The organism is Flavobacterium sedimenticola, assembly GCF_030053345.1.
In the GTDB taxonomy this organism is placed as follows: domain Bacteria; phylum Bacteroidota; class Bacteroidia; order Flavobacteriales; family Flavobacteriaceae; genus Flavobacterium; species Flavobacterium sedimenticola.
The window spans coordinates 453,950-477,491 of sequence record NZ_JASGBP010000001.1; the positions used below are offsets into that span (position 1 = coordinate 453,950).

22 protein-coding genes are annotated in these 23,542 nt (G+C 41.7%); 2 read left to right on the top strand and 20 right to left on the bottom strand.

All coding sequences use genetic code 11. The features are described from left to right. Positions 1-152: 152 nt before the first annotated feature. The 19 genes from QHT84_RS02005 to QHT84_RS02095 form a co-directional block, all read right to left on the bottom strand. Entirely contained in the window at positions 153-2,468 is a 2,316-nt protein-coding gene (locus QHT84_RS02005) for a penicillin-binding protein 1A (protein WP_283237867.1), read from the bottom strand. 5 nt (positions 2,469-2,473) lie between these two features. Continuing rightward, a complete protein-coding gene (locus tag QHT84_RS02010) occupies positions 2,474-2,965 on the bottom strand; it encodes a gliding motility lipoprotein GldH (RefSeq protein WP_283237868.1) in 492 nt (163 codons plus the stop codon). Then, positions 2,943-4,130, bottom strand: a complete 1,188-nt coding sequence (locus tag QHT84_RS02015) for a PSP1 domain-containing protein (RefSeq protein ID WP_283237869.1) — start codon at positions 4,128-4,130, stop codon at positions 2,943-2,945. Before QHT84_RS02015 ends, QHT84_RS02010 begins: the two co-directional genes overlap by 23 nt. A gap of 109 nt (positions 4,131-4,239) precedes the next feature. Beyond that, positions 4,240-4,470 carry a ferredoxin gene (locus tag QHT84_RS02020; protein ID WP_283237870.1) on the bottom strand — a complete coding sequence of 77 codons (231 nt, stop codon included), beginning with the start codon at positions 4,468-4,470 and terminating at the stop codon, positions 4,240-4,242. After that, on the bottom strand, positions 4,470-5,711 hold the full coding sequence (locus tag QHT84_RS02025; protein ID WP_283237871.1) for a peptidase U32 family protein: 1,242 nt from the start codon (positions 5,709-5,711) through the stop codon (positions 4,470-4,472). Before QHT84_RS02025 ends, QHT84_RS02020 begins: the two co-directional genes overlap by 1 nt. Continuing rightward, positions 5,711-7,069: an oxygen-dependent tRNA uridine(34) hydroxylase TrhO gene (gene trhO / locus QHT84_RS02030; RefSeq protein ID WP_283237872.1), complete on the bottom strand. Its 1,359-nt coding sequence runs from the start codon at positions 7,067-7,069 to the stop codon at positions 5,711-5,713. Before trhO ends, QHT84_RS02025 begins: the two co-directional genes overlap by 1 nt. A 196-nt stretch (positions 7,070-7,265) precedes the next feature. Then, on the bottom strand, positions 7,266-7,676 hold the full coding sequence (locus QHT84_RS02035; RefSeq protein ID WP_283237873.1) for a BrxA/BrxB family bacilliredoxin: 411 nt from the start codon (positions 7,674-7,676) through the stop codon (positions 7,266-7,268). 132 nt (positions 7,677-7,808) lie between these two features. Beyond that, complete coding sequence (gene hisIE / locus QHT84_RS02040; protein WP_283237874.1) at positions 7,809-8,402, bottom strand: bifunctional phosphoribosyl-AMP cyclohydrolase/phosphoribosyl-ATP diphosphatase HisIE; 594 nt, start codon at positions 8,400-8,402, stop codon at positions 7,809-7,811. Continuing rightward, the gene (gene hisF / locus QHT84_RS02045) at positions 8,399-9,151 is read right to left on the bottom strand and encodes an imidazole glycerol phosphate synthase subunit HisF (protein WP_283237875.1); all 753 of its coding nucleotides are present in this window, start codon (positions 9,149-9,151) and stop codon (positions 8,399-8,401) included. Before hisF ends, hisIE begins: the two co-directional genes overlap by 4 nt. After that, positions 9,145-9,858 carry a 1-(5-phosphoribosyl)-5-[(5-phosphoribosylamino)methylideneamino]imidazole-4-carboxamide isomerase gene (hisA, locus tag QHT84_RS02050; protein WP_283237876.1) on the bottom strand — a complete coding sequence of 238 codons (714 nt, stop codon included), beginning with the start codon at positions 9,856-9,858 and terminating at the stop codon, positions 9,145-9,147. The genes hisF and hisA overlap by 7 nt, the downstream gene beginning before the upstream one ends. Then, a complete protein-coding gene (gene hisH / locus QHT84_RS02055) occupies positions 9,855-10,433 on the bottom strand; it encodes an imidazole glycerol phosphate synthase subunit HisH (protein ID WP_283237877.1) in 579 nt (192 codons plus the stop codon). The genes hisA and hisH overlap by 4 nt, the downstream gene beginning before the upstream one ends. Continuing rightward, positions 10,430-11,521 (bottom strand): bifunctional histidinol-phosphatase/imidazoleglycerol-phosphate dehydratase HisB, encoded by a 1,092-nt coding sequence (gene hisB, locus QHT84_RS02060; RefSeq protein WP_283237878.1) that lies wholly within the window; start codon positions 11,519-11,521, stop codon positions 10,430-10,432. The genes hisH and hisB overlap by 4 nt, the downstream gene beginning before the upstream one ends. After that, complete coding sequence (hisC, locus tag QHT84_RS02065) at positions 11,518-12,531, bottom strand: histidinol-phosphate transaminase (protein ID WP_283237879.1); 1,014 nt, start codon at positions 12,529-12,531, stop codon at positions 11,518-11,520. The genes hisB and hisC overlap by 4 nt, the downstream gene beginning before the upstream one ends. Continuing rightward, on the bottom strand, positions 12,515-13,813 hold the full coding sequence (gene hisD, locus QHT84_RS02070) for a histidinol dehydrogenase (protein WP_283237880.1): 1,299 nt from the start codon (positions 13,811-13,813) through the stop codon (positions 12,515-12,517). Before hisD ends, hisC begins: the two co-directional genes overlap by 17 nt. A 15-nt stretch (positions 13,814-13,828) precedes the next feature. Next, entirely contained in the window at positions 13,829-14,686 is an 858-nt protein-coding gene (gene hisG / locus QHT84_RS02075) for an ATP phosphoribosyltransferase (protein ID WP_283237881.1), read from the bottom strand. A 258-nt stretch (positions 14,687-14,944) separates the two neighbouring features. Next, positions 14,945-16,096, bottom strand: a complete 1,152-nt coding sequence (locus QHT84_RS02080) for a lycopene cyclase family protein (RefSeq protein WP_283237882.1) — start codon at positions 16,094-16,096, stop codon at positions 14,945-14,947. Between the two features lie 30 nt (positions 16,097-16,126). After that, complete coding sequence (locus tag QHT84_RS02085) at positions 16,127-16,963, bottom strand: HAEPLYID family protein (protein ID WP_283237883.1); 837 nt, start codon at positions 16,961-16,963, stop codon at positions 16,127-16,129. 74 nt (positions 16,964-17,037) lie between these two features. Next, positions 17,038-17,424, bottom strand: coding sequence for a hypothetical protein (locus QHT84_RS02090; RefSeq protein WP_283237884.1), 387 nt, complete (start codon positions 17,422-17,424; stop codon positions 17,038-17,040). Positions 17,425-17,474: 50 nt separating this feature from the next. Beyond that, positions 17,475-19,523: a TonB-dependent receptor plug domain-containing protein gene (locus QHT84_RS02095; RefSeq protein WP_283237885.1), complete on the bottom strand. Its 2,049-nt coding sequence runs from the start codon at positions 19,521-19,523 to the stop codon at positions 17,475-17,477. An 84-nt stretch (positions 19,524-19,607) separates the two neighbouring features. On the opposite strand from QHT84_RS02095, the gene QHT84_RS02100 reads away from it, so the two are divergent. Together QHT84_RS02100 and QHT84_RS02105 are read left to right on the top strand one after the other, a co-directional pair. After that, positions 19,608-20,255: a metal-dependent transcriptional regulator gene (locus QHT84_RS02100; protein ID WP_283237886.1), complete on the top strand. Its 648-nt coding sequence runs from the start codon at positions 19,608-19,610 to the stop codon at positions 20,253-20,255. Positions 20,256-20,257: 2 nt separating this feature from the next. After that, a complete protein-coding gene (locus QHT84_RS02105; protein WP_283237887.1) occupies positions 20,258-21,076 on the top strand; it encodes a ZIP family metal transporter in 819 nt (272 codons plus the stop codon). Positions 21,077-21,241: 165 nt separating this feature from the next. On the opposite strand, the gene QHT84_RS02110 is transcribed toward QHT84_RS02105, so the two are convergent. Next, positions 21,242-23,479, bottom strand: a complete 2,238-nt coding sequence (locus tag QHT84_RS02110) for a TonB-dependent receptor family protein (RefSeq protein WP_283237888.1) — start codon at positions 23,477-23,479, stop codon at positions 21,242-21,244. Between the last annotated feature and the right edge of the window lie 63 nt (positions 23,480-23,542).

Here is a 23,542-nt window from a genome sequence, read left to right on the forward strand (position 1 = left end):
GTTGTTTGAATGTGGTGTAAATTTAGGAATTAAAACGGGAATGGGGAAAAATAAAAAACCTCATTGATTCATACAATGAGGTTTTTTATTAGCTAGCCCCGATGGGAGCAAGCTACCGTGTAGCGCGGACAGCGGGAAAAAGCTCCCGATTATTATATTCCGAATTCATCGGTATTTTGTTCTTCTTCCGGATTGTCTACGGCAGTCGAGTCGGTTTCGGCTTTTGGCGGCGACCAACAATCGACTTTAATTGATAAGTTATCCGGGCGTTGGAACGGATCTTTGGAGATTTGCAGGTCTTTGTCTTCATAGCATTTTTTCATCATATACCCCCAAATCGGTAGCGCTGCGGTAGCACCTTGACCATAAGTAATGCCTTTGAAGCGCGCCGAACGGTCTTCACAGCCGACCCAAACCCCGGTCACTAAGTTCGGCACCATTCCGATAAACCAACCGTCGGATTGGTTTTGAGACGTTCCGGTTTTTCCCGCAATAGGATTGGTAAACATGTATGGGTAACCGGTCCAGCGATTGTCACCGCTACCGCCGCCTTGGGTACGCAAACGCACTCCGGAACCGCTTTCGGTTACGCCTTCCAACAATTTAATAACGGCATAAGCGATGTCTTTGTTCAACACATCGTGTGTGTCGGGAACCGGCTCGTAAAGTACCACACCGTTTTTGTCTTCGATGCGACTGATGAATTGCGGTTTGATGTATACGCCTTGGTTGGCAAAGGTGCTGTAGGCCGCGACCATATCTTCTACGGTGATTTCTACCGCACCCAAAGCAATGGAAGGTTGGGCCGGGATTTCCGATTTCACCCCTAATTTTTTGGTTAAAGAAACGACCGCTTCGGGTCCGGTTTTGTCAATCAGTTTGGCCGAAACCGTGTTGATGGACAAGGCCAAAGCTCGTTTTAAGGTCACCATACCGCGGTACTGGTGGTCGGAATTTTTAGGCTCCCAGTCTTCGGTTACGTTGTGTCGGCCTTTGTGAATCATAAACGGACTGTCGATGATGGAATCGCAAGGCGACATCCCAAGTTGCTCAATGGCGGTGGCGTATACAAACGGCTTGAAAGTAGAACCCACTTGACGGGCACCCTGACCTACGTGATCGTATTGGAAGTATTTGTAATCGATACCGCCGACCCAGGCTTTGATGTGACCGGTTTGCGGTTCCATCGACATCAATCCGGCTTGCAGGAAGTGTTTGTAATAACGAATAGAATCCATAGGTGTCATCACCGTATCGATTTCTCCTTTCCAGGAGAAAATTTTCATTTTGGTTTTGATGTCGAAAGACGCAATGATTTCGTCTTCGGTTTTGTCCATTTCCTTCATCACGCGCCAGCGCTCTGAGTTTTTCATAGCTTGTGTGATAATTCTCTTGGTTTCTTCGGGCGTGATGTTAACGAACGGTGCATTTTTATTGTCTTTTTGTTGGGCAAAGAATTCCTCTTGCAGGTTTTTCATGTGCGCTTGTACCGCTTCTTCGGCGTGTTCCTGAATTTTGGAATCGATGGTGGTGTAAATTTTTAAGCCATCGCTGTAAATATCCCAATCGCTGCCGTCGGGTCTTTTGTTTTCTTTGGCCCAGTTTTTCATGTATTCGCGCAGGAATTCGCGGAAATAGGTAGCGGTTCCTTCTTTATGGCTTTCGGGATGAAAGTTGAGCACGATAGGTTGGCTGGCCAAACTGTCGCGTTGTTGTTTATCGAGCACTTTGTTACGCACCATCTGATCTAACACGGTATTGCGTCTGTTTTTTACTTTTTCCAAACGGCGTAACGGATTGTATAAAGACGGATTTTTGAGCATCCCGACAAACATGGCGGCTTCGTCGATGGTTAAATCGCGTGGTTCTTTGCCGAAATAGACTTTAGAAGCCGAGCGAATACCAACGGCCGTATTGACGAAATCGGCTTTGTTGAGATACATGGCAATGATTTCGTTTTTGGTGTATTGGCGCTCCAGTTTCACCGCAATAATCCATTCTTTTACTTTCTGAATGATACGAAACGGTTTAAAACTGGATCCTTCGCCATGGAAAAGCAATTTAGCCAACTGTTGCGTTAACGTACTTGCACCACCATCGGCACCCAATTTGATAGCAGCACCCAATGTTCGGCGGGCATCGATACCCGAATGCTCGTAAAAACGTTCGTCTTCGGTGGCCACTAAAGCTTTTACCAAATGCGGCGGCAAGTCTTCGTATTTGATTGGTGTTCGGTTTTCGTTGTAAAATTTCCCAATGGTTACACCATCGGAAGAAATGATTTCGGTGGCCAAATTGGATTCTGGATTTTCCAAATCTTCAAACGAGGGCATGGCTCCGAAAAAGCCCCAAGAAGCCAAACAGAAAAACAGTATCATTACGCCCAAACCGTAAAAGAACAATTGCCAAAATTTCTTTTGGTAGTATTTGATGTCTTTGACTGCTGTGGTATTATTCTTTTGTGCCATATTTTTTAATCTGTAGATTCTATTCTAAAACCAATATCGGATATGCCGTTGAGTAAAGTCACGCCTTCAATTTTGCCGGTTTGTCTCACGGCTTGACGGATGTGTACTTTATAGGCGCCTTTTTGGGTAAAGCTCACGTTGCCTTTGTAAAATAATTTGTTGTCTTTGATGTCGGTAAATCCTTCCCCCAAAAGCGTGCCGTCGGGATTCGCCATAAGGTATTCCAACGTGTCTACTTTTACCTGCCTGTTGGGTTGTTCCAAAGAAACAATCAGGAACAAATTATTGAACGGATAATCGTCGTTATCGCGTACATTCACAAACAAGTTATAGGTTTTTTTGGCATCCAGTTGCGGCAAATCAAACGTTACAATACTGTCTTTGTGCCAGGCATTGCCGACAGATTTGTACTCGTCAAAAACTCTTTTTTCATCACAAGAAAATAAGAGCAACGCGATAGCAAACAGGAAAAAACTATTTCTTATTTTTTGGTTCATTTCTGCGGTCAGATGATGGTTTTTTATCGGCGTTGAACGGTTTGCGTTTCTTGTTATTCTTTTTCTTTCTTTTGGGCTGGTCAAAACGGGTTAAGCTTTCCTGCCCCATCGCATTATTGAAATCTTTTTCAGGTTCGGTAGCGGTCTCCACAGCAAAATCTTCCAGCGCAGCTACCTTTTTGCCTTGTTTGTTAAGCGCTACGATTTCTTTAACTTGTTCGATGTTGAGCACGTGCCAATTGGCGAAATTATCGGTGTAGGCAAACCACATTAAGCCTTTAAAAATGTCTTGCTTTTGGCAAACGGCATCGCCTTTTTCGGTTTTTAATTTGGTTTCGAATTCCGGAAATCCCTTGAGCGCATCCATGTAAGTGTCGAGTTCGTAATTCAAACAACACTTTAATTTCCCGCACTGACCGGCCAATTTTTGCGGATTCAAAGATAGTTGTTGGTAACGCGCGGCCGATGTATTCACACTTCTGAAGTCGGTGAGCCATGTAGAACAACACAACTCGCGCCCACAAGAGCCAATACCGCCCAAACGAGATGCTTCTTGGCGGAATCCAACTTGTTTCATTTCGATACGAACTCCGAATTCGCGGGCATAATCTTTAATTAATTGACGGAAATCCACTCGGTCGTTGGCCGTATAGTAAAACGTTACTTTGGAACCATCACCTTGGAATTCCAAATCCGAAATTTTCATTTCCAGTTTATGAGCAATAGCCAATTCGCGTGCTTTTACCTGCATGGCTTCTTCCTTATCGCGGGAATCACTCCAGATATCGATGTCTTTTTGAGACGCTTTTCGGTATATTTTCGGGATTTCCGGACTGGTGTGATTCACCCCCTTTTTTTTCATTTGAATTTTAACTAACTCGCCGGTTAGGGTAACAATTCCGACATCGTGACCGGGTGAAGCTTCGGTAGCCACCACGTCGCCGATGCTGAGCGTTAGTTTTTCGGTGTTGCGAAAAAATTCTTTTCTGCCGTTTTTAAAACGCACTTCAACACAGTCGAATGGCGTTTCACCATTGGGCAAACTCATATTTGAAAGCCAATCGAAAACGGTTAATTTATTGCAGCTATCGGTGCCGCAAGTCCCATTATTTTTGCATCCTTTTGGCGCACCGCCATCGGAAGTTGAACAACTTGTACAAGCCATAATTTGGATATAGGTATGTAGGTTGTCTCATTTATTTAAACAAGACTACTTATCATAAACGTTAAAAGTGTAAAGATATTGTTTTTTCGGTTAAAAACAGAAGCAAATTTTAGGTTTCCTTTACCGAGATAATGTGCACAGGACAAGCTTTTTGAGCCAATTCGCAGTTTTCTACAATGGTATGATCGGCCGATTTTAAGGTGTGAAATCCTTTGGCGTTGACGGATTTCAGCAGTACCGATTTGCCGTCTTTTTTCGACATTTGAAATTGTCCAGGCGCCATTTCTACACAATAATTGCAGCCGATGCATTTGTCTCTTTGCAGGGTAACGATGACCATTAGTTTTCTACAATTTTGTACATTTTGTCGGATAAACGAATGCGGAATGGTACTTTTAGGGTACAGCTGTCACCTTTGGCTGCTTTTTCCAAGGGCAAATCGTTGACCATCATGTCCTCTACCATCATTTCCTGAGCGCCGGTGCTTGGTCCTGTAATCAAAATTTTATCGCCTTTTTTGAGGTCATAAGCTTCTATTTTGAATTCGGCCACATTCGATTTCGGGAAGTAATGCATGCCTTTGCCAATGTATACTTTTTTCTGTGTCGCACTCGAACCCGGATTATCGCTCCATTCACCTAATTTCTGGCCTAAATAATAACCGCTCCAAAATCCGCGATTGTAAACGGTGGCAAGCGCTTCCATCCAAACGGCCACTTTTTCTTTGGTAAATGTCCCATCGTAATAGGCATCAATGGCTTCGCGATAGGTTTTGATGACGGTAGCCACATAATCGGCGGCGCGACCTCGGCCTTCAATTTTCAAAACTTTGATACCCGAATCGATGACTTGATCTAAGAAATCGATGGTACATAAATCTTTGGGCGACATCATGTATTCGTTATCAATTTCAATTTCGAAACCACTTTCTTGGTCGATTACCGTATATTTTTTACGGCAGTTTTGCTTGCAAGCACCGCGATTGGCTGAAGAATTATGCGAATGCAAACTCAAGTAACATTTACCCGAAACTGCCATGCACAAAGCACCGTGACCAAAAATTTCTATTTCTACCATATTACCACTTGGTCCTTTGATTTGTTCTTTCTCGATGGATTCGGTGATTTTTTTCACTTGACGCAAACTCAACTCGCGCGACAATACGATAGTGTCGGCAAATAGGGCGTAAAATTTCACGGTTTCGATGTTGGTGACATTCAATTGGGTTGAAATGTGCACTTCCATACCGATCGTTCGGGCGGTCATAATTACTGCTTGGTCCGAAGCGATTACTGCGGTTATTCCGGCTTCTTTGGCTTTGGTTACAAGGGTTTTTACGATGGATAAATCGTGATCGTAAATAATCGTATTCAAAGTCAGATAGGTTCTGACGTTTTTTTCAGTACATCGACGCGCAATTTCGGGTAAATCGTCTAACACGAAATTCACCGTGGCACGTGCCCGCATGTTCAGTTGTTCAACTCCAAAATATACTGAATCACAACCATTGTCTAACGCCGCTTGCAGTGATTCGAAGTTGCCGGCCGGAGCCATCAATTCAATTCTTCCTGAAGTAGTCATTAGCTTAAAATTTTATATAATTTGTCGGATAAACGGATGCGGAACGGTACTTCGAAAGTAACTTTATCACCGGTTTTCGCGGTAGCTTTTTCTTGGCCGTTGACCATCATTTTTTCCAAAACCAATTCTTGGTTACCGGTCGTTGGTCCGCTGATTAGGATTTTATCGCCAAGGTTCAATTCCTGGTTTTCCATCAAAAACAAACCTACACCGGCTTTGGTGTAGTAGTGTTCGGCTTTGGCGACCAACACTTTTTTGACCTTGATTTTTTGTCGAATATCTTTAGTCTTCTGCGCTTTCGCTAAAGGAATATTCGGTAAGTCGCCGGAATGTTTGAAACGCAAATTCTCCGAACGGCCTTTGCGGAATATTTTGTTGCCGACTTGCTTGCCGCGACGCAATTTTACTTGTTCGGCCAACGGCAAATGCGTAGTCTCTAAACACTCGGTGGAACAACAATTTTCCATCAAGGCCTTGCAATCGTCGCATTGGATGAACAACAAATGGCAACCGTCGTTGGCGCAATTGGTGTGATTGTCGCACGGTTTACCACATTGGTGGCATTGGGAAACAATATCATCGGTGATTCTTTCGCCTAATCTATTATCGAAAACAAAGTTTTTCCCGATGAATTTGCTCTCGAGGTTTTGCTCTTTAATTTGGCGCGCGTAGTTGATGATGCCGCCTTCCAATTGGAACACCTTTTTAAAGCCTTGGTGTTTAAAGTAAGCGGAAGCTTTTTCGCAACGAATGCCTCCGGTGCAATACATCACCAGGTTTTTGTCTTCTTTGAAATCTTTTAATTGTTCGTTGATAATCGGCAAACTCTCGCGGAAGGTTTCCACATCGGGTGTAATGGCGTTTTTAAAATGACCGACTTCGCTTTCGTAGTGATTTCTGAAATCGACTACAATCGTGTTCGGGTCGTCTAAAATTTGGTTGAATTCAGCCGCTCCTAAGTGCACACCTTTATTGGTAACGTCAAAGGTTTCGTCGTTTAAGCCATCGGCAACAATTTTGTGGCGGACTTTTATCGTGAGTTTTAAAAACGAATGGTCGTCGTGCTCTACGGCTACGTTGAGGCGGATGCCTTGCATAAAATCGTAGGCTTCTAAAGTGTCGCGGAAGGCTTCAAAGTTTTCGGCCGGAACGCTCATTTGGGCGTTGATGCCTTCGTGAGCTACGTAAATTCGACCCAAAGCATCGAGTGCATTCCAAGCGATGAACAATTCGTCTCTAAATTTTTTAGGATCTTCAATTTTAGCGTAGGTGTAGAAAGACAACGTAAGTCGTTGTTGTCCGGCTTGATCAATCAGCTCGGCTCTTTCTTCTGCGCTTAAGGTGTTATACAGTTGCATGCTATAAACGTTTAAGTGAGAATATGTTGGAACTCTAAATGGAAGAATTCGGCACAAAGGTACATTTTTAAACTAAAAAACCCAATCGAGTTAACGATTGGGTCTCTTTTTCATAGCATTTCTCCCATTTTCATGGCATCTTGTACAAGAGATGCGATAGTTGTAAAAGGGTTGCGTGATGTTTTAAAAAATATTTTTAGCAAAACTCTGCGTAAGCATCTTTTAGGTTTTCGGCTATCATTTCGGCCGGACGACCTTCAATGTGGTGACGCTCTAACATGTGTACCAATTCGCCATTTTTGAATAACGCCATGCTTGGTGACGATGGCGGAAACGGAAACATTTCTTCTCTGGCCGCATCAACCGCTTCTTTGTCAACACCCGCAAAAACAGTAACTAAATGATCGGGTTTTTTAGCCCCGTCCAAACTCATTTTCGCACCCGGACGTGCATTTCGGGCCGCACAACCACAAACCGAGTTGATAACTACTAAAGTAGTTCCTTCTGCCTTGATAGCATTTTTTACATCGGCAGCAGTATATAATTCTTGAAAACCGGCTTCTGTTAATTCAGCGCGCATCGGTAATACCATTTCTTCTGGATACATATTTTTAAATTTTAGATAGTAGTTATTTCGTTTAGATTTTCTAAATCTGTTGCAAAGATAAGGAGAATTCTAAACCGAAGTTTTAAAGAAATGATAAAGATTTCTTATTCGTTTATAGCCTAAAAGAACAACTTATCCGTTTTTCATTCGGCTTCTTAAAACGGTTTCCACATCGGACAATGCCAAGCCTTTGGCTTTGAGCAACAGCAAGTAATGGAACAACAAATCGGCGGCTTCGTTAAGAAACAGATCTTTGTTGTTGTCTTTGGCTTCGATGACCAATTCTACCGCTTCTTCACCTACTTTTTGTGCTATTTTATTCAGCCCTTTTTGAAATAGTGAAGCCACGTAAGAATTAGTATTTTTATTGTTGATTCTGTCTTCAATAACTTGTTCCAACTGATTTAAAAACGGCAGTTGCGCTTCATCGGCAAAACAGGAAGTCGTTCCGTTGTGGCATGTTGGTCCGGCGGGATTGACTTGAATCAGCAATGTATCTTGATCGCAGTCTTCCTTAATAGCAACCACACGCAACACATTCCCCGAAGTCTCGCCTTTGGTCCACAAACGGTTTTTACGACGACTGAAAAAAGTAACTACTTTTTCTTGTTGGGTTTTTTGCAAGGCTTCTTCATTCATATAACCGAGCATCAGCACGTGCCGGGTTTGGTAGTCCTGTATAATGGCCGGAACCAAGCCGTTGGTTTTGGAAAAATCTATCGTCATCGTACGGGAATATTTAGCGTTTTTAAAAGGGTTTTCAAATCAGGTATAGAAACTTCATTAAAGTGAAAAATGCTGGCGGCCAGTCCGGCACTGACTTCGGTTTTAGTGAATAAATCGATAAAATCATTGGCACTGCCTGCGCCACCGGAAGCGATGACCGGTATAGAAACGGCTTGGCAGATTTGGCGGGTAATGTCGAGCGCAAAACCGTCTTTAGCACCATCGTTGTTCATAGAGGTTATTAAAAGCTCACCGGCGCCGAGTGCTTCCGCTTTTCTGGCCCAATCGATGGCTAAAATTTCGGTAGATTCGGTACCGCCTTTGACAAAAACATACCAATTGTTGTCGACTTTTTTGATGTCGATGGCGACCACTACACTTTGACTCCCAAAAGCTTCGGCGATTTGCGTAATCAGTTTCGGATGGGACACGGCCGCCGAATTGAGGCTGACTTTATCTGCTCCGGACTGCAACAGTAATTGCGCATCTTCTACCGATTGAATGCCACCGCCAACGGTAAACGGAATGTTGATTTCTTTGGACAATCGTTTCACTAAATCCACCAAAGTTTTACGACCTTCCAAAGTGGCGCTGATGTCTAAAAACACCAATTCGTCTGCCCCGCTTTTAGAATAAAATGAAGCTAATGCCACCGGGTTTCCGGCCTCTTTTAGTGCTAAAAACTGAACGCCTTTCACCACGCGGCCGTCTTTAATGTCCAAACACGGAATGATTCTCTTCTTTAACATAATTCGCGTAAGTTTTCAATTTTGATAGTGCCTTCGTACAAGGCTTTTCCAATAATGGCGCCTTCGCAGCCGATAGTTTTCAGTAATGCTAAATCGGACAAAATGGTCACGCCACCACTGGCTATCAGATTCACTTTGGTATTTTCCAAAATGGCCGAATACAATTCGGTTGAGGTGCCTTGCAGCATACCGTCTTTAGCAATATCAGTACAAATCACAGCCGAAATGCCTTTGGAAATATAGTTTGAAATGTAATCGATGACATCCAATTCGGAAGTTTCTAGCCAACCATGCGTTGCAATTTTACGGTTCAAACAATCGGCACCTAAGATGATTTTGTCGCTGCCGAATTCGGTTAACCAACTTAAAAATTCAACCGGGTTTTTAGCGGCGATACTGCCGCCGGTGACTTGACGAGCGCCGTTTTCAAAAGCAATTTCCAAATCTTTACGCGACTTTAATCCACCGCCGAAATCGATTGTCAAATTTGTTTTGGAAGCGATTTCATATAGTACTTTATGGTTGATGATTTGGTTCGATTTCGCACCATCTAAATCGACTAAGTGTAAGTATCGGATGCCGTTGTCTTCAAAATATTTAGCGACTTCTAAGGGGTTTTCGTTGTAGATTTTTTGCGTATTGTAATCGCCTTTGGTCAAGCGGACACATTTGCCGTTGATAAGGTCTATGGCCGGAATGATTCTCATAATTTCAAAAAGTTTAGTAATAATTGTTCGCCTACAGTCGACGATTTTTCGGGGTGGAATTGCGTTGCATAAAAATTATCCTTTTGCATGGACGCGCTGAACGGCACTATGTAATTGCAAACGGCTGAAGTGTCGGCGCAGACTTCCGCATAATAACTGTGTACGAAATAGAAATTTTCTTCGCTTGAAATACCGTTGTATAGTTCAGAATTTTGTGTTTCTAAAGTATTCCAACCCATGTGCGGTACTTTCAATTTCGGTTCAAATTTCTTAACGCTAGTTTCAAAAATCCCTAAACATTCCGTGTTGCCTTCTTCCGAAAACTGACACAATAATTGTTGCCCGAGACAAATGCCTAAAACCGGCTGGGTGAGATTTTTAATGATTTCATCCAATCCTTTTGCACGAAGGTATTGCATGGCTGAGCTCGCTTCGCCAACGCCCGGGAAAATCACTTTTTCGGCTTGTTGGATGAGTTTCGGGTCATCGGTTACTATACTCGAATAACCCAATCTTTCCAGTGCATTTTGCACGGAAGTGATATTGCCTGCGTTGTATTTTACTATGGCTATCATAAGATTCCTTTGGTGCTTGGGATGTTATTGGTTCCGTCTTTTTGTACAGCCATTTTTATCGCTTTTGCGAAGGCTTTGAAAATCGATTCGATTTTGTGGTGCTCGTTGTCGCCCTCGGCTTTGATGTTGAGATTGCATTTGGCGCCGTCGCAAAACGATTTGAAAAAGTGCGGGAACATTTCGGTTGGCATTTCGCCGATTTTTTCTCTGATGAATTTCGCTTCCCAAACCAACCACGAACGACCGCCGAAATCCAAAGCCACTTGCGCCAAACAATCGTCCATAGGCAATAGAAATCCGTAACGGTTGATGCCTTTTTTAGAACCTAAAGCTTGTGAAAATGCGGTACCTAAAGCAATGCCGACATCTTCAATGGTATGGTGTTCATCGACAAATAAATCGCCGTTGACTTGAATATTGAGGTCGATGTTACCGTGTTTGGCAATTTGTTCGAGCATGTGGTCAAAGAAACCCAAACCGGTATCAATGTTACTTTTCCCGTTCCCGTCTAAATTGATTGCGATGGCTATTTCAGTTTCTTTTGTTGTTCGATTCACCTTTGCAGTTCGCGGCTGACTTTTCAAAAAGCGGTAAATGGTTTCCCAAGAAGTAGTAGACAAAACCGCTTGATCATTGGTTTTCGCCGAAATAAAAATTGCTTCACAGCCTAAGTTTTGTGCCAATTGGATATCGGTAATTCTGTCGCCTATGACGAAAGAGTTCTTCAAGTCGTAATTCCCTTTGACGTACTGTTGCAGTAAAGCCGTTCCCGGTTTTCGGGTCGGTAAATTTTGTTCGGGTAACGAAACGTCGATAATCACATCGGCAAATCGGACACCTTCGTTTTCAAACGCTTTGAGCATTTTGTGGTGTGCCGGCCAAAAGGTGTTTTCCGGAAACGAAGCAGTTCCCATGCCGTCTTGGTTCGTGACCATGACCAATTCGTATTCGAGTTCTTGTGTAATGCGCGATAAGTATTGAAATACCATCGGATAAAATTCCAATTTCTCCAAAGAATCGACTTGAAAATCAATCGGCGGCTCCACGATTAAGGTGCCGTCTCGGTCTATAAATAATACCTTTTTCATATAGTAACTAATTGAAGTGCGTAAAGTAATTGTTGGTTTTCTTGCGGTGTTCCGACGGTAATTCTAATGGTGTCTTTCACCACCGAACTGCGATTGCGCGTGATGATTTGTTGTTCGATTAATTGCTCATAAATCGCCGTAGCGTTTTCCATTCCAACCAACAAAAAATTGGCTTCCGACGGATAAACGCGCGTTACAAAATCCAGTTGCTGCAGTGCATTTTTAAGTTTTTCCCGTTCCGATTTTAAAATCGTGACCGTGTTTTGGAATTGGGTTTCATCGGCTAAAGCTTTCACTGCGGCTTCTTGGTTCAGCTGACTGATGTTGTATGGAGGTTTTACTTTTTGCAAAACCGAAATAATCGTTTCATGGGCATAAGCTATACCGATACGAGCCGCTGCCAATCCACGCGCTTTGCTAAAGGTTTGCGACACAATCAAATTCGGATACTGTTGGATTTTAGAAACCAACGAAGGTTGTTCGCTGAAGTCGGTGTACGCTTCATCCAGAAAGACTATGCCTTTGAAATTTTCTATAATGCAGTCCAGATTTTCTAATGCATTTCCGGTCGGATTGTTGGGCGAACACAGGTATAAGATTTTTGCGTTTTGGGCCAAAATCGCTTCGGTATTCAACTGAAAATCTTCGGTCAACGGAATGGAAATGATAGCCAAATTATTGATGTTGGCATACACTTCATACATGCCATACGTTGGCGGACAAATGATGATTTGGTCTTGGCCAGGTTCGCCAAATACGCGTTGCACCAAGTCGATGATCTCGTCGCTGCCGTTGCCGATTAAGATGTTTTCAATACCAACCTTTTTTTGATTACTCAAGATTTGTTTCAATCGCCATTGGTACGGATCGGGATAGCGGTTTAAATTGCCATACGGATTTTCGTTGGCGTCTAAAAAGATTCCTTCATTATTTTTATATTCATCTCTCGCACTCGAATATGGCGTCAACGAAAGGATATTTTTTCGAATAAGATTAGTTATAGTCTCCATTTTGTAATTTTTGTAAGCGAATAGCAACCGCGTTTTTGTGCGCGTCTAGTTGCTCGGCCGTAGCCATGAGTTCAATTGTTGGTCCAAGATTTTGTAGGCCTTTGGAAGTGAGTTTTTGAAACGTTATTTTTTTGACAAAACTGTCTAAGGAAACGCCACTATAATTCTTCGCATAACTGTTAGTTGGCAACGTATGATTGGTGCCGCTGGCGTAATCTCCGGCGCTTTCGCAACTGTAATTGCCCAAGAAAACCGAGCCGGCATTTTCGATTAAACCGATTTTGTTTTCGGCGTCTTCGACAACTAAAATTAAATGTTCCGGAGCGTAAAAGTTGCTGAACTCGATTCCTTTCTGTATGGTTTCAAAAACCAATGCTCGACTATTTTCTAAAGCTTTTTCAACTACGGATTGCCGCGGTAATACGGCTTTTTGTTGTTCAATGGCTGCTGTCACTTTCGAAACAATTTTTTCTGAATTGGTTATTAAAATCACCTGACTGTCACCACCGTGTTCCGCTTGTGAAAGCAAATCGGAAGCTACAAACTCAGGGTCGCAACTGTCATCGGCAATCACCAATAACTCACTCGGACCGGCCGGCAAATCGATGGCAGTGCCTAATTGTTGGGCGTATTGTTTGGCTGACGTAACATATTGATTTCCCGGACCGAATAGTTTGTCGACTTTCGGAATGTCATCCGTTCCCAAAGTCATCGCAGCGATGGCTTGAATGCCGCCAACTTTATAGATTTGGGTTACACCGGTCAATTGCGCCGCATACAAAATCGCCGGATTGATGTTGCCTTTTTTGTCCGGTGGCGAACATAGGATGATGTTTTTACAACCGGCAATTTGAGCCGGAATGGCCAACATTAAAACCGTAGAAAACAAGGGTGCTGTTCCTCCGGGAATGTAAATTCCAATAGTATTAATTGCCCGACTTTCGCGCCAGCAAAACACACCCGATGTGGTTTCTATTTTCTTCGAAATTTCTTTTTGCGATTGGTGAAAGCGTTTGATGTTTTCGGCAGCGGTTTGGATGGCTTTTTGTAAATCGGCTGAAACTTCGGCAGCGGCTTTTTCTATTTCGGTTTCGGAAACTTTCAAGTTCTCCAACGTAACACCATCGAAATATTGGGTGTACTTTTTCAACGCTTTGGCGCCTCTTTTTTCGATGTCGTTGAAAATCGACTTTACCGTTTCGTTTAAATCGGCCGAAGCAACGGTTTGGCGTTGGGCTAATAATGGCCATTGTTCCGGACTTGGATTGAGGTATGTTTTCATGTTTTTTAAGTTGAATTATCGAATCATTTTTTCTATCGGAATAATGAGAATGCCTTCGGCACCGAGATTTTTGAGTTGTTCTATGATTTCCCAATAATCGTCTTCCTGAATCACCGAATGCAAACTGCTCCAATCTTTGTTGATTAACGGCAAAATGGTGGGCGATTTCATACCGGGAAGCAACGAACAGATGTTTTCAATGGCAGCATTGGGCGCGTTTAGTAAAATGTATTTGTTCTGTTTGCCTTCGCGCACCGATTGGATTCGGAACAATAATTTATTCAGGATGGCTTGGATTTCTTCGGATAAGTTTGGATTGGCAATCAAAACGGCTTCGCTTTTAGTAACGGTTTCCACTTCTTTTAAACCATTCATCAACAACGTACTTCCGGTGCTGACAATATCGAATACGGCATCGGCTAAACCAATACTGGTGGCGATTTCAACACTGCCGCTGATTTCTTCGATGAAGACTTGGATGTTGTTTCGATTAAAAAAATCGAGTAAGATTTTGGGATAACTGGTGGCAATTCGTTTGCCTTGAAAATAATTGATGTTCGTGTAAATTTCGTCTTTCGGAATAGCCAATGACATGCGGCATCCGGCAAAACCCAATGGCTGAATTACGGTGACGGTTTTGCCTTTTTCCCAGACTTCGTTTTCGCCTAAGATACCAATGTCGGCTACGCCTTGCTCCACATATTGCGGAATATCGTCGTCTCGCAGGAATAGGATTTCGACCGGAAAATTTTGGGCAACGGCTTTGAGTTTTCGCTCGCCGTTGGAGATTTTGATACCGCATTCTTCGAGCAGTTGCAGTGACTTTTCGCTGAGTCGGCCACTTTTTTGAATCGCAATTTTTAAAGTACTCATTTTTTAATGGGGAATAAAAGCTGAGTATATCGCGAAGTGTATGAATACAAAAAACCCGTCTTGATATACTCAGACGGGTTTTGAATTATGTTTTTGATTAGTTACAATACATCATTAACTCGCCTGGTTGCCAGCATGATGATGATGTAATTGTGCGATAATCGTGTTCATGTTTTTATTTTGATGCCACAAAACTAAAGAGAAGTTTTGAAAACGAAACGCTATTTTGTAAAGTTTAACATTTGTTCAAAATGAATTTCAGCGGAAGATTCTGCGGATAAGTGCTTTGATGAAGAGCCTTTTCGGGCAACGCCAAATGACTTGTAAATCTTCGGTAAAGGAAGTTTCTTCGTCCAAAAACTGAAAGATAACCGCCGGATTTCCTTTTCGGAACATGGCTGAAAAAATGGTCGAACCCAAATGGTTTTTTTGGTCTAAAATGTCCAAAAGCAACAAATCGTAAAACCAGAATTTATCGATTTTGTGAAACTTTGTTAAGTCGTTTTCTTTCAACAAAAAGGCCGTTAAGGCTTTCGATTTTTTGACGGTGTTTTTAAACGTATAACCCGTGCTGGCTTTGGTCCAACCGCCGGCTGCACCTATGTTTAGGATGTTTTTAGAATTGTTTTTCCAAAACGGATAACAAGTCATGGGAATATTGCCTTGTTCTTTTTCAACGATTTCGAAGGCTGTAATGCCTAATTTTTCGATATACATTTGAATTTCCGATTCGTATTCTTCCTTTGACAACAAGTCCTTGGAGAATAAAGTATACTCCAATAAGGCTTCGGTTTCGGAGGTAGGCAACACGTACATGAATCGTGTATTGCCTCTTTGTTCCACCGAAAAATCCATGAAGGTGGCACAATCGGCTGTAAAAACCGGTTCTTTAGTTTTGATAAACCAACCGATGAAATGCTGATGCAGAAACGGGTATTTTGATTGACTATCGACTAACTTCGGATTAAAAATAGAATTGAAAATTTGGTTACAAGTAAAACTTTCTTCCGATCCTTCGGAGTCGGTTTTAACCACACAATGGTGTCCTAGTTCTTGAAAATCGAGCACTTTTTGGTTGAGGAAAGTGATGTTGTCTTCTTTGGAGATTAATTCGAAAACCCTATTGTAAAAATCCAAGCCGTTAATCATTTTGTAGTGGTACGGATGGAGGTTCAGGCGTCTTTCAAACGATTCATTTTTGAACCAAGCCGCGTTCCATTTGGTGAATGCTAAGTCGTCAAATAATTCTGTATCGTCCCAAAAACACCAGGTTCGGTCGTTGGTTTTTTTGGAATTTTCGTCAAGCAATAAAATGGATTTGTCTTTGAATTTTCCGGAAAGAACCATTTCATAAACCGTCATCAAAGCGGATAATCCGGCGCCGGTAAAAATGTAATGGTAGTGTTTCATAGTCAATTAGTGGTAACAAATATACTTGAATTATTTGTGCTTTGGTTCGTAAATTAACCTAAAGAAAGTACTGAATCTCTCGTTTTCTCTTTTGATGGGAATGCCGGTAACGATACCGATAAGCAGATTTTCGGCTACACCAACACGCATTTGCGGTCTGATGGTCATATCAAAATCGCGCCGTTGTAGTTGTTTGTTGAGTTCTATTCCGATAAAATTACGCGTCCCATCAATCATGTAATGAAAATTGGAATTGATTTGCCACAACGAATGTATGGTTTGGCTTTCAAAATGATTTGAGATTAATGGTCCGCTGTACAGTAAAGTATGGAAATTTTGTCCCCATCGTTTAGCGGCAACAAAAAACGGGTTGAAAATATTTCCTGTAAAAACAGTTTCTTTTCGGTAGTGGTTGAATTCATTCATTTCAAATTCGTGGATGTAACCAATGGCTAGGGAAGTTTTGGCTTTTTCGGCCACTAAAAAAGTGTATTGTGTGGCTAGTTTTAGGCTATTCAGTTTGCTTTGAGGCGCTAAAGTGTTTTGTTCGGTAGGATAATAAAAAGAAAACGGGAGTTCTATTTCAAAGCCCAATCGGTCTATGGGGGCCCATTCATATTCTATTAAAGCATTATAAATATCATAGCTTTTGTTATCCGTGATGCCAAATCCGATGTTCCATTCTTTTTCTCCTTTTCGGGCACCTAAATCTCTGATTAAATCGATATAGAGCGGTTCGGCGTGCAGCACTTTTGCGGGTTCTTTGATTGCTTCCACTTCATGGATATACAAACTGTCGAGTAAATGGTTTTGAGCATATAGATTGGAGCAGGCTATTAGTAGAACAGCCCATAAAAAATATTTCATGAATATACGTTTAAATTTAACAATAGTGATTGGCTTCTAATTAAATTTTAAAAGCAAGTAAGGGTTATTGAAATTTAAACTTCCGGCGGCGGATTAGTGTTTTCTGAAAATAACGATTTGACTTCTTGTGATTTCCACAAACAAACCGGGTCTGAAAATGAGGGATTATGCAATAAAGATTCTGGAATGTTTGATTGCAGAATATAGTAATCTATTTGAAGGTTTTTTTTGATTGGTGATTGTTGTTCAGTGTCGTTATCGTCCAACTCTTGTATGCTGTTTTCGAAATCTAAGATTTTTTCAACAACAATTTCAATCACACTTTCTTGGTCGTTAAAGGTCAGATCTTCCGCTTTGTTTGACAGCACATCAGGAGCGTCAACACTAATGTTGAGCAGGTATGCCGCTAACAGGAAGCATAGAATTTGGTTGACTTTTAAATGGCCTGATTGGAATATCATTTCGCAAAAATAAAGATAGACCAGCTTCAAAGTTGTTTATTAAATGTTAATTAGTAGAGTATGTATCGCAATCCGAGAAATCCTCTGATGCCTTGATTGGGTGCGTAAACATAACTCGGGTCAAAAGTCAGCGCATAAGGATTTGACGGTGTGGCCATCACATTTCCATTGGCATCGTAATCGACATTCTCATCAAAAGGATCTTCAGCACGGGCAATTAAAAACGGATTTCCTTTGTTGGGCGTCCAGTTTAAAATGTTTTTAATTCCGGCGTAAAGTTCAAAATTACGGAATTTTTTATACGTAAATTGGATGTTTTGCAAACTCCACGGTTTTGAATATTCGGCTCTTGGATCCAACGGCCCTAAAAGAGGCAATCGCATGGGGCCGTAAAGGTTTCCGGTGTAATCAATCGATAAAAACCAATCGGGAATATCATAGGTTATTGCCCAATTCATACTGTACTTTTCGGTTAAAACCGGTTGGGTTGTTACGCCGTTTTTTACGTTTTTCGGGTCTAAAACGGTAAACCCTATAATGGCTTTAACGCCGTACGGTGTAACCAAATCAACATTGCCGCTAAAACCAACCGCTTCGGAATAACCGTTGAGGTTTTGGTAAATAATTTGGTTCGGATTGGTGTCGTAATCGGGAATAATTTGATTGGTAAAGTAGGTGTACCAAGAAGACAATTCTATTCCCAGAAAAGTGGCATTATCAAACCTGAATTTTTTCAGGTAGTTTACATTGACATTATACGACTTTTCCGGTTTTAAATTTTCGGTGATGATAACGTCTCTGGAGCCGGTTAAGGCTGCATGTTCTTCGGTAAAAAGATTCACGATTCGGAATCCGGTGCCGGCATTAATTCGGAATACGTCGTTTTGGGTCGGATTCCATTTGTAGGCTATGCGCGGTGTGAAAATGTGTCCGTGATTGTTGTTGTAATCATATCTTGCACCCAATAGTAAGTGATGTTTTTCGGCTAATTTGATTTCATCTTGAAGAAAAGCACTGTAAATGTTGGTTTTTTCAGCAGTAGTGGTAGCCGTTGTATTGTCATTATAGTACTGATGGCGAAAGGCTGCGCCAAAGAGCAGATTGTGGTTTTTTAGTTTTTTGTCCCAAAGGTATTGTCCGAAAGCAATTTTTTGTTGGGCCAAATACAAAGTCGTTCCATAAACGGAATTTTGGTCGTGTGACGTTGCCGAAAAGGACAAAAACATGTCTTCTTTTGTAGGGAGTTGGTATTTGCTTATCAGTTCAAATCGGCTGGTGAAGATGCTTTCGCCGTAAACTTCGTTTCCTCCGCGATAGCTTTTATTCCATTGCATTTCGCCGCCCCAACGGTCTTCGTAAAAAAACCTTCCGGCGATGGTGAATTCTTTTTGGTCTTGTCTATTAAAACTCCATTTGTTAAAAATTGAAATTCTTTCTTGCAGCGTAACATCGGTAAAATTATCATGGTTGTTATCCTTCGGGTTGTTGTAATTGTAATAGTTGAGTCCGATTAAAGAGGCGGCTTTTTCTCCTATATTGGCTTTAAATCCCAAATCGATGTTGTTTTCCAACCACGAAGTCGAAAAGACATCGGCGGTAAACAAGGGCGCATTTTTGGTTTTTTTGGTGATGATGTTGATTAATCCGCCAACGGCTTCGCTACCATATAAACTGGAGGCCGGACCTTTGATTATTTCAATTCGGTCAATCAACGAATTGGGAATTCCCGATAAACCGTACACTGTAGACAATGAACTTACAATGGGCATTCCGTCGATAGTGACCATGGTATACGGACCTTCCAAACCATTAATATGAATGTCGCCGGTATTACAGATGTTGCAGTTTAATTGCGGCCGAACACCGTTCACGCTTTGTAGTGCTTCAAAGACATTGGAAGTTGGGTTTTTCTTTAGAAATGTTGTGGTATAGATTTCTACCGGCACCGGAGTTTCCAATCGAGACACCGGTTTTAAAGTGCCCGAGATTACAATTTCGTCCAGTTTTTCAGATTTTGAATCGGAAGCAATGGTATCTTTTACTTGAGCAACTAAACCATTGAAGCAAAGCAAAAGCGTTATTAAAACAATCTTTTTCATGGAGCAAAATTAAAATTTAGGCAAAACTAAAAATTAATTTTTAGTTATATTAAAAAAATAAAATATATTTGTAAAAAAACAAGCATGACGACCTCCGAAGAAAATTATATCAAGGTGATTTACCACCTGTCATTGGTTTCGCCCAAAGGGGTAAATACCAATGCCATAGCCGGCATGTTGGAAACCAAAGCGTCTTCGGTGACGGATATGTTGAAGAAACTTTCTGAAAAGGATTTGGTGTCGTATCAAAAATACCAAGGTGTAAGTTTAACGGAAAACGGATTGCTTTCGGCCAAAATGATTGTCAGAAAACACCGTTTATGGGAAGTTTTTTTGGTCGAAAAATTAGCGTTTAATTGGGACGAAGTTCATGAAATTGCCGAAGAATTAGAACATATTAAATCGGAGGCACTCATCAATAAATTGGACGCTTTTTTAGGGTTTCCGGCCTTTGACCCACATGGTGATCCTATTCCGAATGAAAAAGGGGTGATTCAAAAAGTGAACAAGCTCTTGCTTTCGGAAGCTGAACTGAACAAAGAATATTATTGTATTGGTGTGAAAGATTCTTCTTCGGAGTTTTTAAAATATTTAGACAAACAAAAAATTGCTTTGGGATCGACCTTTAAAGTTATCGAAAGAGAAAGTTTTGACGATACTTTGACGGTTGAAATCAATGCCCAAGAAAAAATCATCTCTAATAAAATTGCTAACAACTTATACGTTCAATAATTATGTTTGAAGCGGTAATCGACTATTTTGAAAGCATTGATCCTATTTTGGCCGCTTTTTATGCCACGATGTTTACGTGGTTTTTAACGGCACTTGGAGCATCATTTGTTTTCTTTTTTAAGAGTATGAATCGCGTTGTGCTCGACGGGATGCTTGGTTTTACCGGTGGCGTAATGGTAGCGGCGAGTTTTTGGAGTTTGCTGGCTCCGGCCATCGACATGAGTGAAGGAGAAGGTTTCATAAAAGTCATACCTGCTGCTGTTGGGTTTCTGTTGGGCGCTTTTTTTATCTTCGGATTAGACAAAGTATTGCCTCACTTACACATCAATTTTAAAGAAACCGAAGGGATGAAGTCTCCTTGGCAGCGAACGACTTTGTTGGTCTTGGCCATTACGTTACACAACATCCCCGAAGGGTTAGCAGTTGGTGTTCTTTTTGGAGGGGTTGCCGCCGGAATTCCGGAAGCCTCAATTGCCGGAGCGGTTACATTAGCAATAGGAATCGGCATTCAAAATTTTCCCGAAGGCATCGCCGTATCCATGCCGTTGCGTAGAATGGGAATGAGTCGATGGAAAAGCTTTATGTACGGTCAATCATCGGCCATTGTGGAACCCATTGCCGGAGTTTTGGGGGCTGTAGCCGTTACTTTTTTCACGCCTTTATTGCCTTATGCCTTAGCTTTTGCAGCCGGGGCGATGATATTTGTGGTGGTGGAAGAAGTCATTCCGGAAACCCAACAGGATAAGAATACCGATATTGCTACTTTGGGATTTATAGGCGGATTTATCGTGATGATGATTTTGGATGTCGCCTTGGGCTAATGACAACCACAGCCGTCATTACCACAGTTTTTCTTTGATTTTTTACCTTTAAAAAGCGGTTTTACCAAGAAAAAAACAGCGAGTCCCAAAAAGCAATATGTTAATACCGTTTGTAACATCGTATAAATGTAAAAAGGTTTTCATCATAATGAAAACCTTTTTGTATTAAAGTTTGGCGCCAACTGAAATATAAAACGTTCTTCCATCACCCGGCAATATTCCGGGGCCCGGATACCCGCCGGCTCTTCGAGTAGCGTATTCCTCGTCGAACAGGTTATTAATTCCTGCACGGAGGTTGTAGTTTTTCAAAAACTTGTATTCGGCTGAAAAGTCAAAAACTTGGTACTCTTCCAACAAACCGGTCAAGCCATTCGCTGATGCCGCTTTTGTATTATTAGCATCGGTGAAAATTTTCCCCGACATACGGTATTGCACGGTAGCCGATAGATTGTTATTACCCCAAGAAAGGCCAAAGTTGTGGATGTATCTCGGCGCATTTTCCACGCGGTTGCCCGACAAGTTACTTTCGGTAATCGTTACGTTTGGTGCGCTTCCGGTAGCGGTATACACTTTAAAATCGGTATAACGACTGTCGATAAAACTCACAGAAGCAAACAAATCTAAGTTGCCGTATGGTTTTTCTACTTCCAATAAACGCGTAACGTTTACGTTAAAGAAACCTTCAATTCCCTTGTTTACGGTTTCCCCTAAATTGGTTCTGTAAATGTATGTTCCTTGCGTTGGGTCGTTGTTTACAAACTGACGTACACCACCGATACGGTTGTTATAGCTCAGGTAAAACAAACTGAAATCGAAGTTCAAATAGTTTTTATAAGTACCTCTAAACCCTAAATCAGCATTATACCCATCAGCATCTTTTAAGTTCGGATCGATAACATCTGTCACGGCCGGAGGCGTTAAATCGGAGAACAGTACCGGTCTGTACGCTTGGGTAATGTTCGCATAAATGTTGGTGGTTCTGAATTTGTACTCTAAACCTAAACCGAATAGCGGTTGGGTTCTGGAGATGGTTTTGTTTGGTAAGGCTACTTCACTTCCGCCGCTAATGCCAAATCTTCCTTCGGCCTCCGAGTTGATGTATTCGTAACGAACGCCCGGAGTAACGCTGAATTTTTCGGTGACTTTGAATTGGTTTTCCGCAAAGAAAGCTACGTTTTCGGTGGTAAAATCTAAGTCGCGGGCAAATTCGCCTTCAATCGACAAATCAAAATCGGATCCGGTAGTGCCTTTTCCTTCTTGTTTGCGTTCGGTATTCGCTTTATACAAACGAACGCCAAAAGCCAGATTGTTATCCATTTTGCCTAATTTGTATTTCAATATATTTCTGTTTTCCAAGCCAAAGTTTTTGTAGTAATCGCGGTCTACTCTTCTGTTAGCGTAATCGTTAGTAGTCGGGTTGATGGCATCTTCTACATTGGGTGCTGCAGTAAAACCGACACTGTTGCGTTCTCCGATGAGTCCGAAAAACTTGGTGTCTGAGGTAAAACGGTCGCTGATTTTAGTATCTAAATGAATGGAGAACAAATTCCAAGGTGTCCCAAACCAGTTTCTTTCTCTCAAGGACTGACGCGGATTGTTATCAAACTGCTCATCGGTTAAACCACCGGCTTGTTGCATTTGGTAATCCATATTAGTATATTCTGCCGAAAGTTTGGTGTTTTCTGTAAATCGGTATTGCACAAACGCATGGGTATTTCTAACCGTGTATTCGCTGTTTTCTCTCCAACCGTCGCCACTTCGGGAATGGTTATACACGTAATAAGAGAATTTTTGATACTTTCCGCCAATAGCATTGTAGCTGCTCATTAAGCCATAGCTTCCCACCGTGTTTTGAGTTTCGAAAGAGAATTTTTTCTGGTTCTCTCTTTTCAAAATATAGTTTAAAGTACCGCCAAACTGTGGGCCAAACTGTAACGAAGCACCGCCACGCACCAAACTGATGGTTTCAACAGCTTCCAATGGCGGATTGTAGTACGCTTCCGGATAACCGAACACATCCGATGAAATATCATAACCGTTTTGCCGGGTGTTGAGTTCCCAGCTTCTGTTTGGACTCAGTCCGCGAACGCCAACATTGATTTGAATACCCGAACCGTCGTTTTCCCATACCGTTACCCCGGGAATTCTCGCAAAAATCTCGCGAGCATTGTTATTGGTTAAGTTTCCGTTGATGTTGGACAGCTGTAAGACTTCATTTTTTTTACCCGAAAACAATATATTGTCTTTGGTTTCAGGCATTCTTTCCGGACTTTGTTGTTTGGGAATGATAACCACCGGAGCGAGTCTTTTGATGGTGTCGTTGTCTTCAGGTTCGAATTGGTCTTGTGCTTTTACAGAGTAGGTTGCCAGTAGGGTAACGAGCAAAAAGGATAAACGTCGCATTTTTTATTTAGATTAAATCAACGCGGCAAAGATAAATCGTATTTTTATTTAGACAAAATATAA

What these genes read in the sequence shown, in the direction of transcription:
- QHT84_RS02090 (WP_283237884.1), bottom strand. Translation starts at nt 17,424, where the DNA reads ATGATATTCCAATCAGGCCATTTAAAAGTCAACCAAATTCTATGCTTC.
- hisG (WP_283237881.1), bottom strand. Translation starts at nt 14,686, where the DNA reads ATGAGTACTTTAAAAATTGCGATTCAAAAAAGTGGCCGACTCAGCGAA.
- hisC (WP_283237879.1), bottom strand. Translation starts at nt 12,531, where the DNA reads ATGGAGACTATAACTAATCTTATTCGAAAAAATATCCTTTCGTTGACG.
- QHT84_RS02035 (WP_283237873.1), bottom strand. Translation starts at nt 7,676, where the DNA reads ATGTATCCAGAAGAAATGGTATTACCGATGCGCGCTGAATTAACAGAA.
- trhO (WP_283237872.1), bottom strand. Translation starts at nt 7,069, where the DNA reads ATGCAACTGTATAACACCTTAAGCGCAGAAGAAAGAGCCGAGCTGATT.
- QHT84_RS02110 (WP_283237888.1), bottom strand. Translation starts at nt 23,479, where the DNA reads ATGCGACGTTTATCCTTTTTGCTCGTTACCCTACTGGCAACCTACTCT.
- QHT84_RS02010 (WP_283237868.1), bottom strand. Translation starts at nt 2,965, where the DNA reads ATGAACCAAAAAATAAGAAATAGTTTTTTCCTGTTTGCTATCGCGTTG.
- QHT84_RS02080 (WP_283237882.1), bottom strand. Translation starts at nt 16,096, where the DNA reads ATGAAACACTACCATTACATTTTTACCGGCGCCGGATTATCCGCTTTG.
- hisIE (WP_283237874.1), bottom strand. Translation starts at nt 8,402, where the DNA reads ATGACGATAGATTTTTCCAAAACCAACGGCTTGGTTCCGGCCATTATA.
- QHT84_RS02015 (WP_283237869.1), bottom strand. Translation starts at nt 4,130, where the DNA reads ATGGCTTGTACAAGTTGTTCAACTTCCGATGGCGGTGCGCCAAAAGGA.
- QHT84_RS02025 (WP_283237871.1), bottom strand. Translation starts at nt 5,711, where the DNA reads ATGACTACTTCAGGAAGAATTGAATTGATGGCTCCGGCCGGCAACTTC.
- QHT84_RS02105 (WP_283237887.1), top strand. Translation starts at nt 20,258, where the DNA reads ATGTTTGAAGCGGTAATCGACTATTTTGAAAGCATTGATCCTATTTTG.
- hisA (WP_283237876.1), bottom strand. Translation starts at nt 9,858, where the DNA reads ATGAGAATCATTCCGGCCATAGACCTTATCAACGGCAAATGTGTCCGC.
- QHT84_RS02020 (WP_283237870.1), bottom strand. Translation starts at nt 4,470, where the DNA reads ATGGTCATCGTTACCCTGCAAAGAGACAAATGCATCGGCTGCAATTAT.
- hisD (WP_283237880.1), bottom strand. Translation starts at nt 13,813, where the DNA reads ATGAAAACATACCTCAATCCAAGTCCGGAACAATGGCCATTATTAGCC.
- QHT84_RS02095 (WP_283237885.1), bottom strand. Translation starts at nt 19,523, where the DNA reads ATGAAAAAGATTGTTTTAATAACGCTTTTGCTTTGCTTCAATGGTTTA.
- hisH (WP_283237877.1), bottom strand. Translation starts at nt 10,433, where the DNA reads ATGATAGCCATAGTAAAATACAACGCAGGCAATATCACTTCCGTGCAA.
- hisF (WP_283237875.1), bottom strand. Translation starts at nt 9,151, where the DNA reads ATGTTAAAGAAGAGAATCATTCCGTGTTTGGACATTAAAGACGGCCGC.
- QHT84_RS02085 (WP_283237883.1), bottom strand. Translation starts at nt 16,963, where the DNA reads ATGAAATATTTTTTATGGGCTGTTCTACTAATAGCCTGCTCCAATCTA.
- QHT84_RS02005 (WP_283237867.1), bottom strand. Translation starts at nt 2,468, where the DNA reads ATGGCACAAAAGAATAATACCACAGCAGTCAAAGACATCAAATACTAC.
- hisB (WP_283237878.1), bottom strand. Translation starts at nt 11,521, where the DNA reads ATGAAAAAGGTATTATTTATAGACCGAGACGGCACCTTAATCGTGGAG.
- QHT84_RS02100 (WP_283237886.1), top strand. Translation starts at nt 19,608, where the DNA reads ATGACGACCTCCGAAGAAAATTATATCAAGGTGATTTACCACCTGTCA.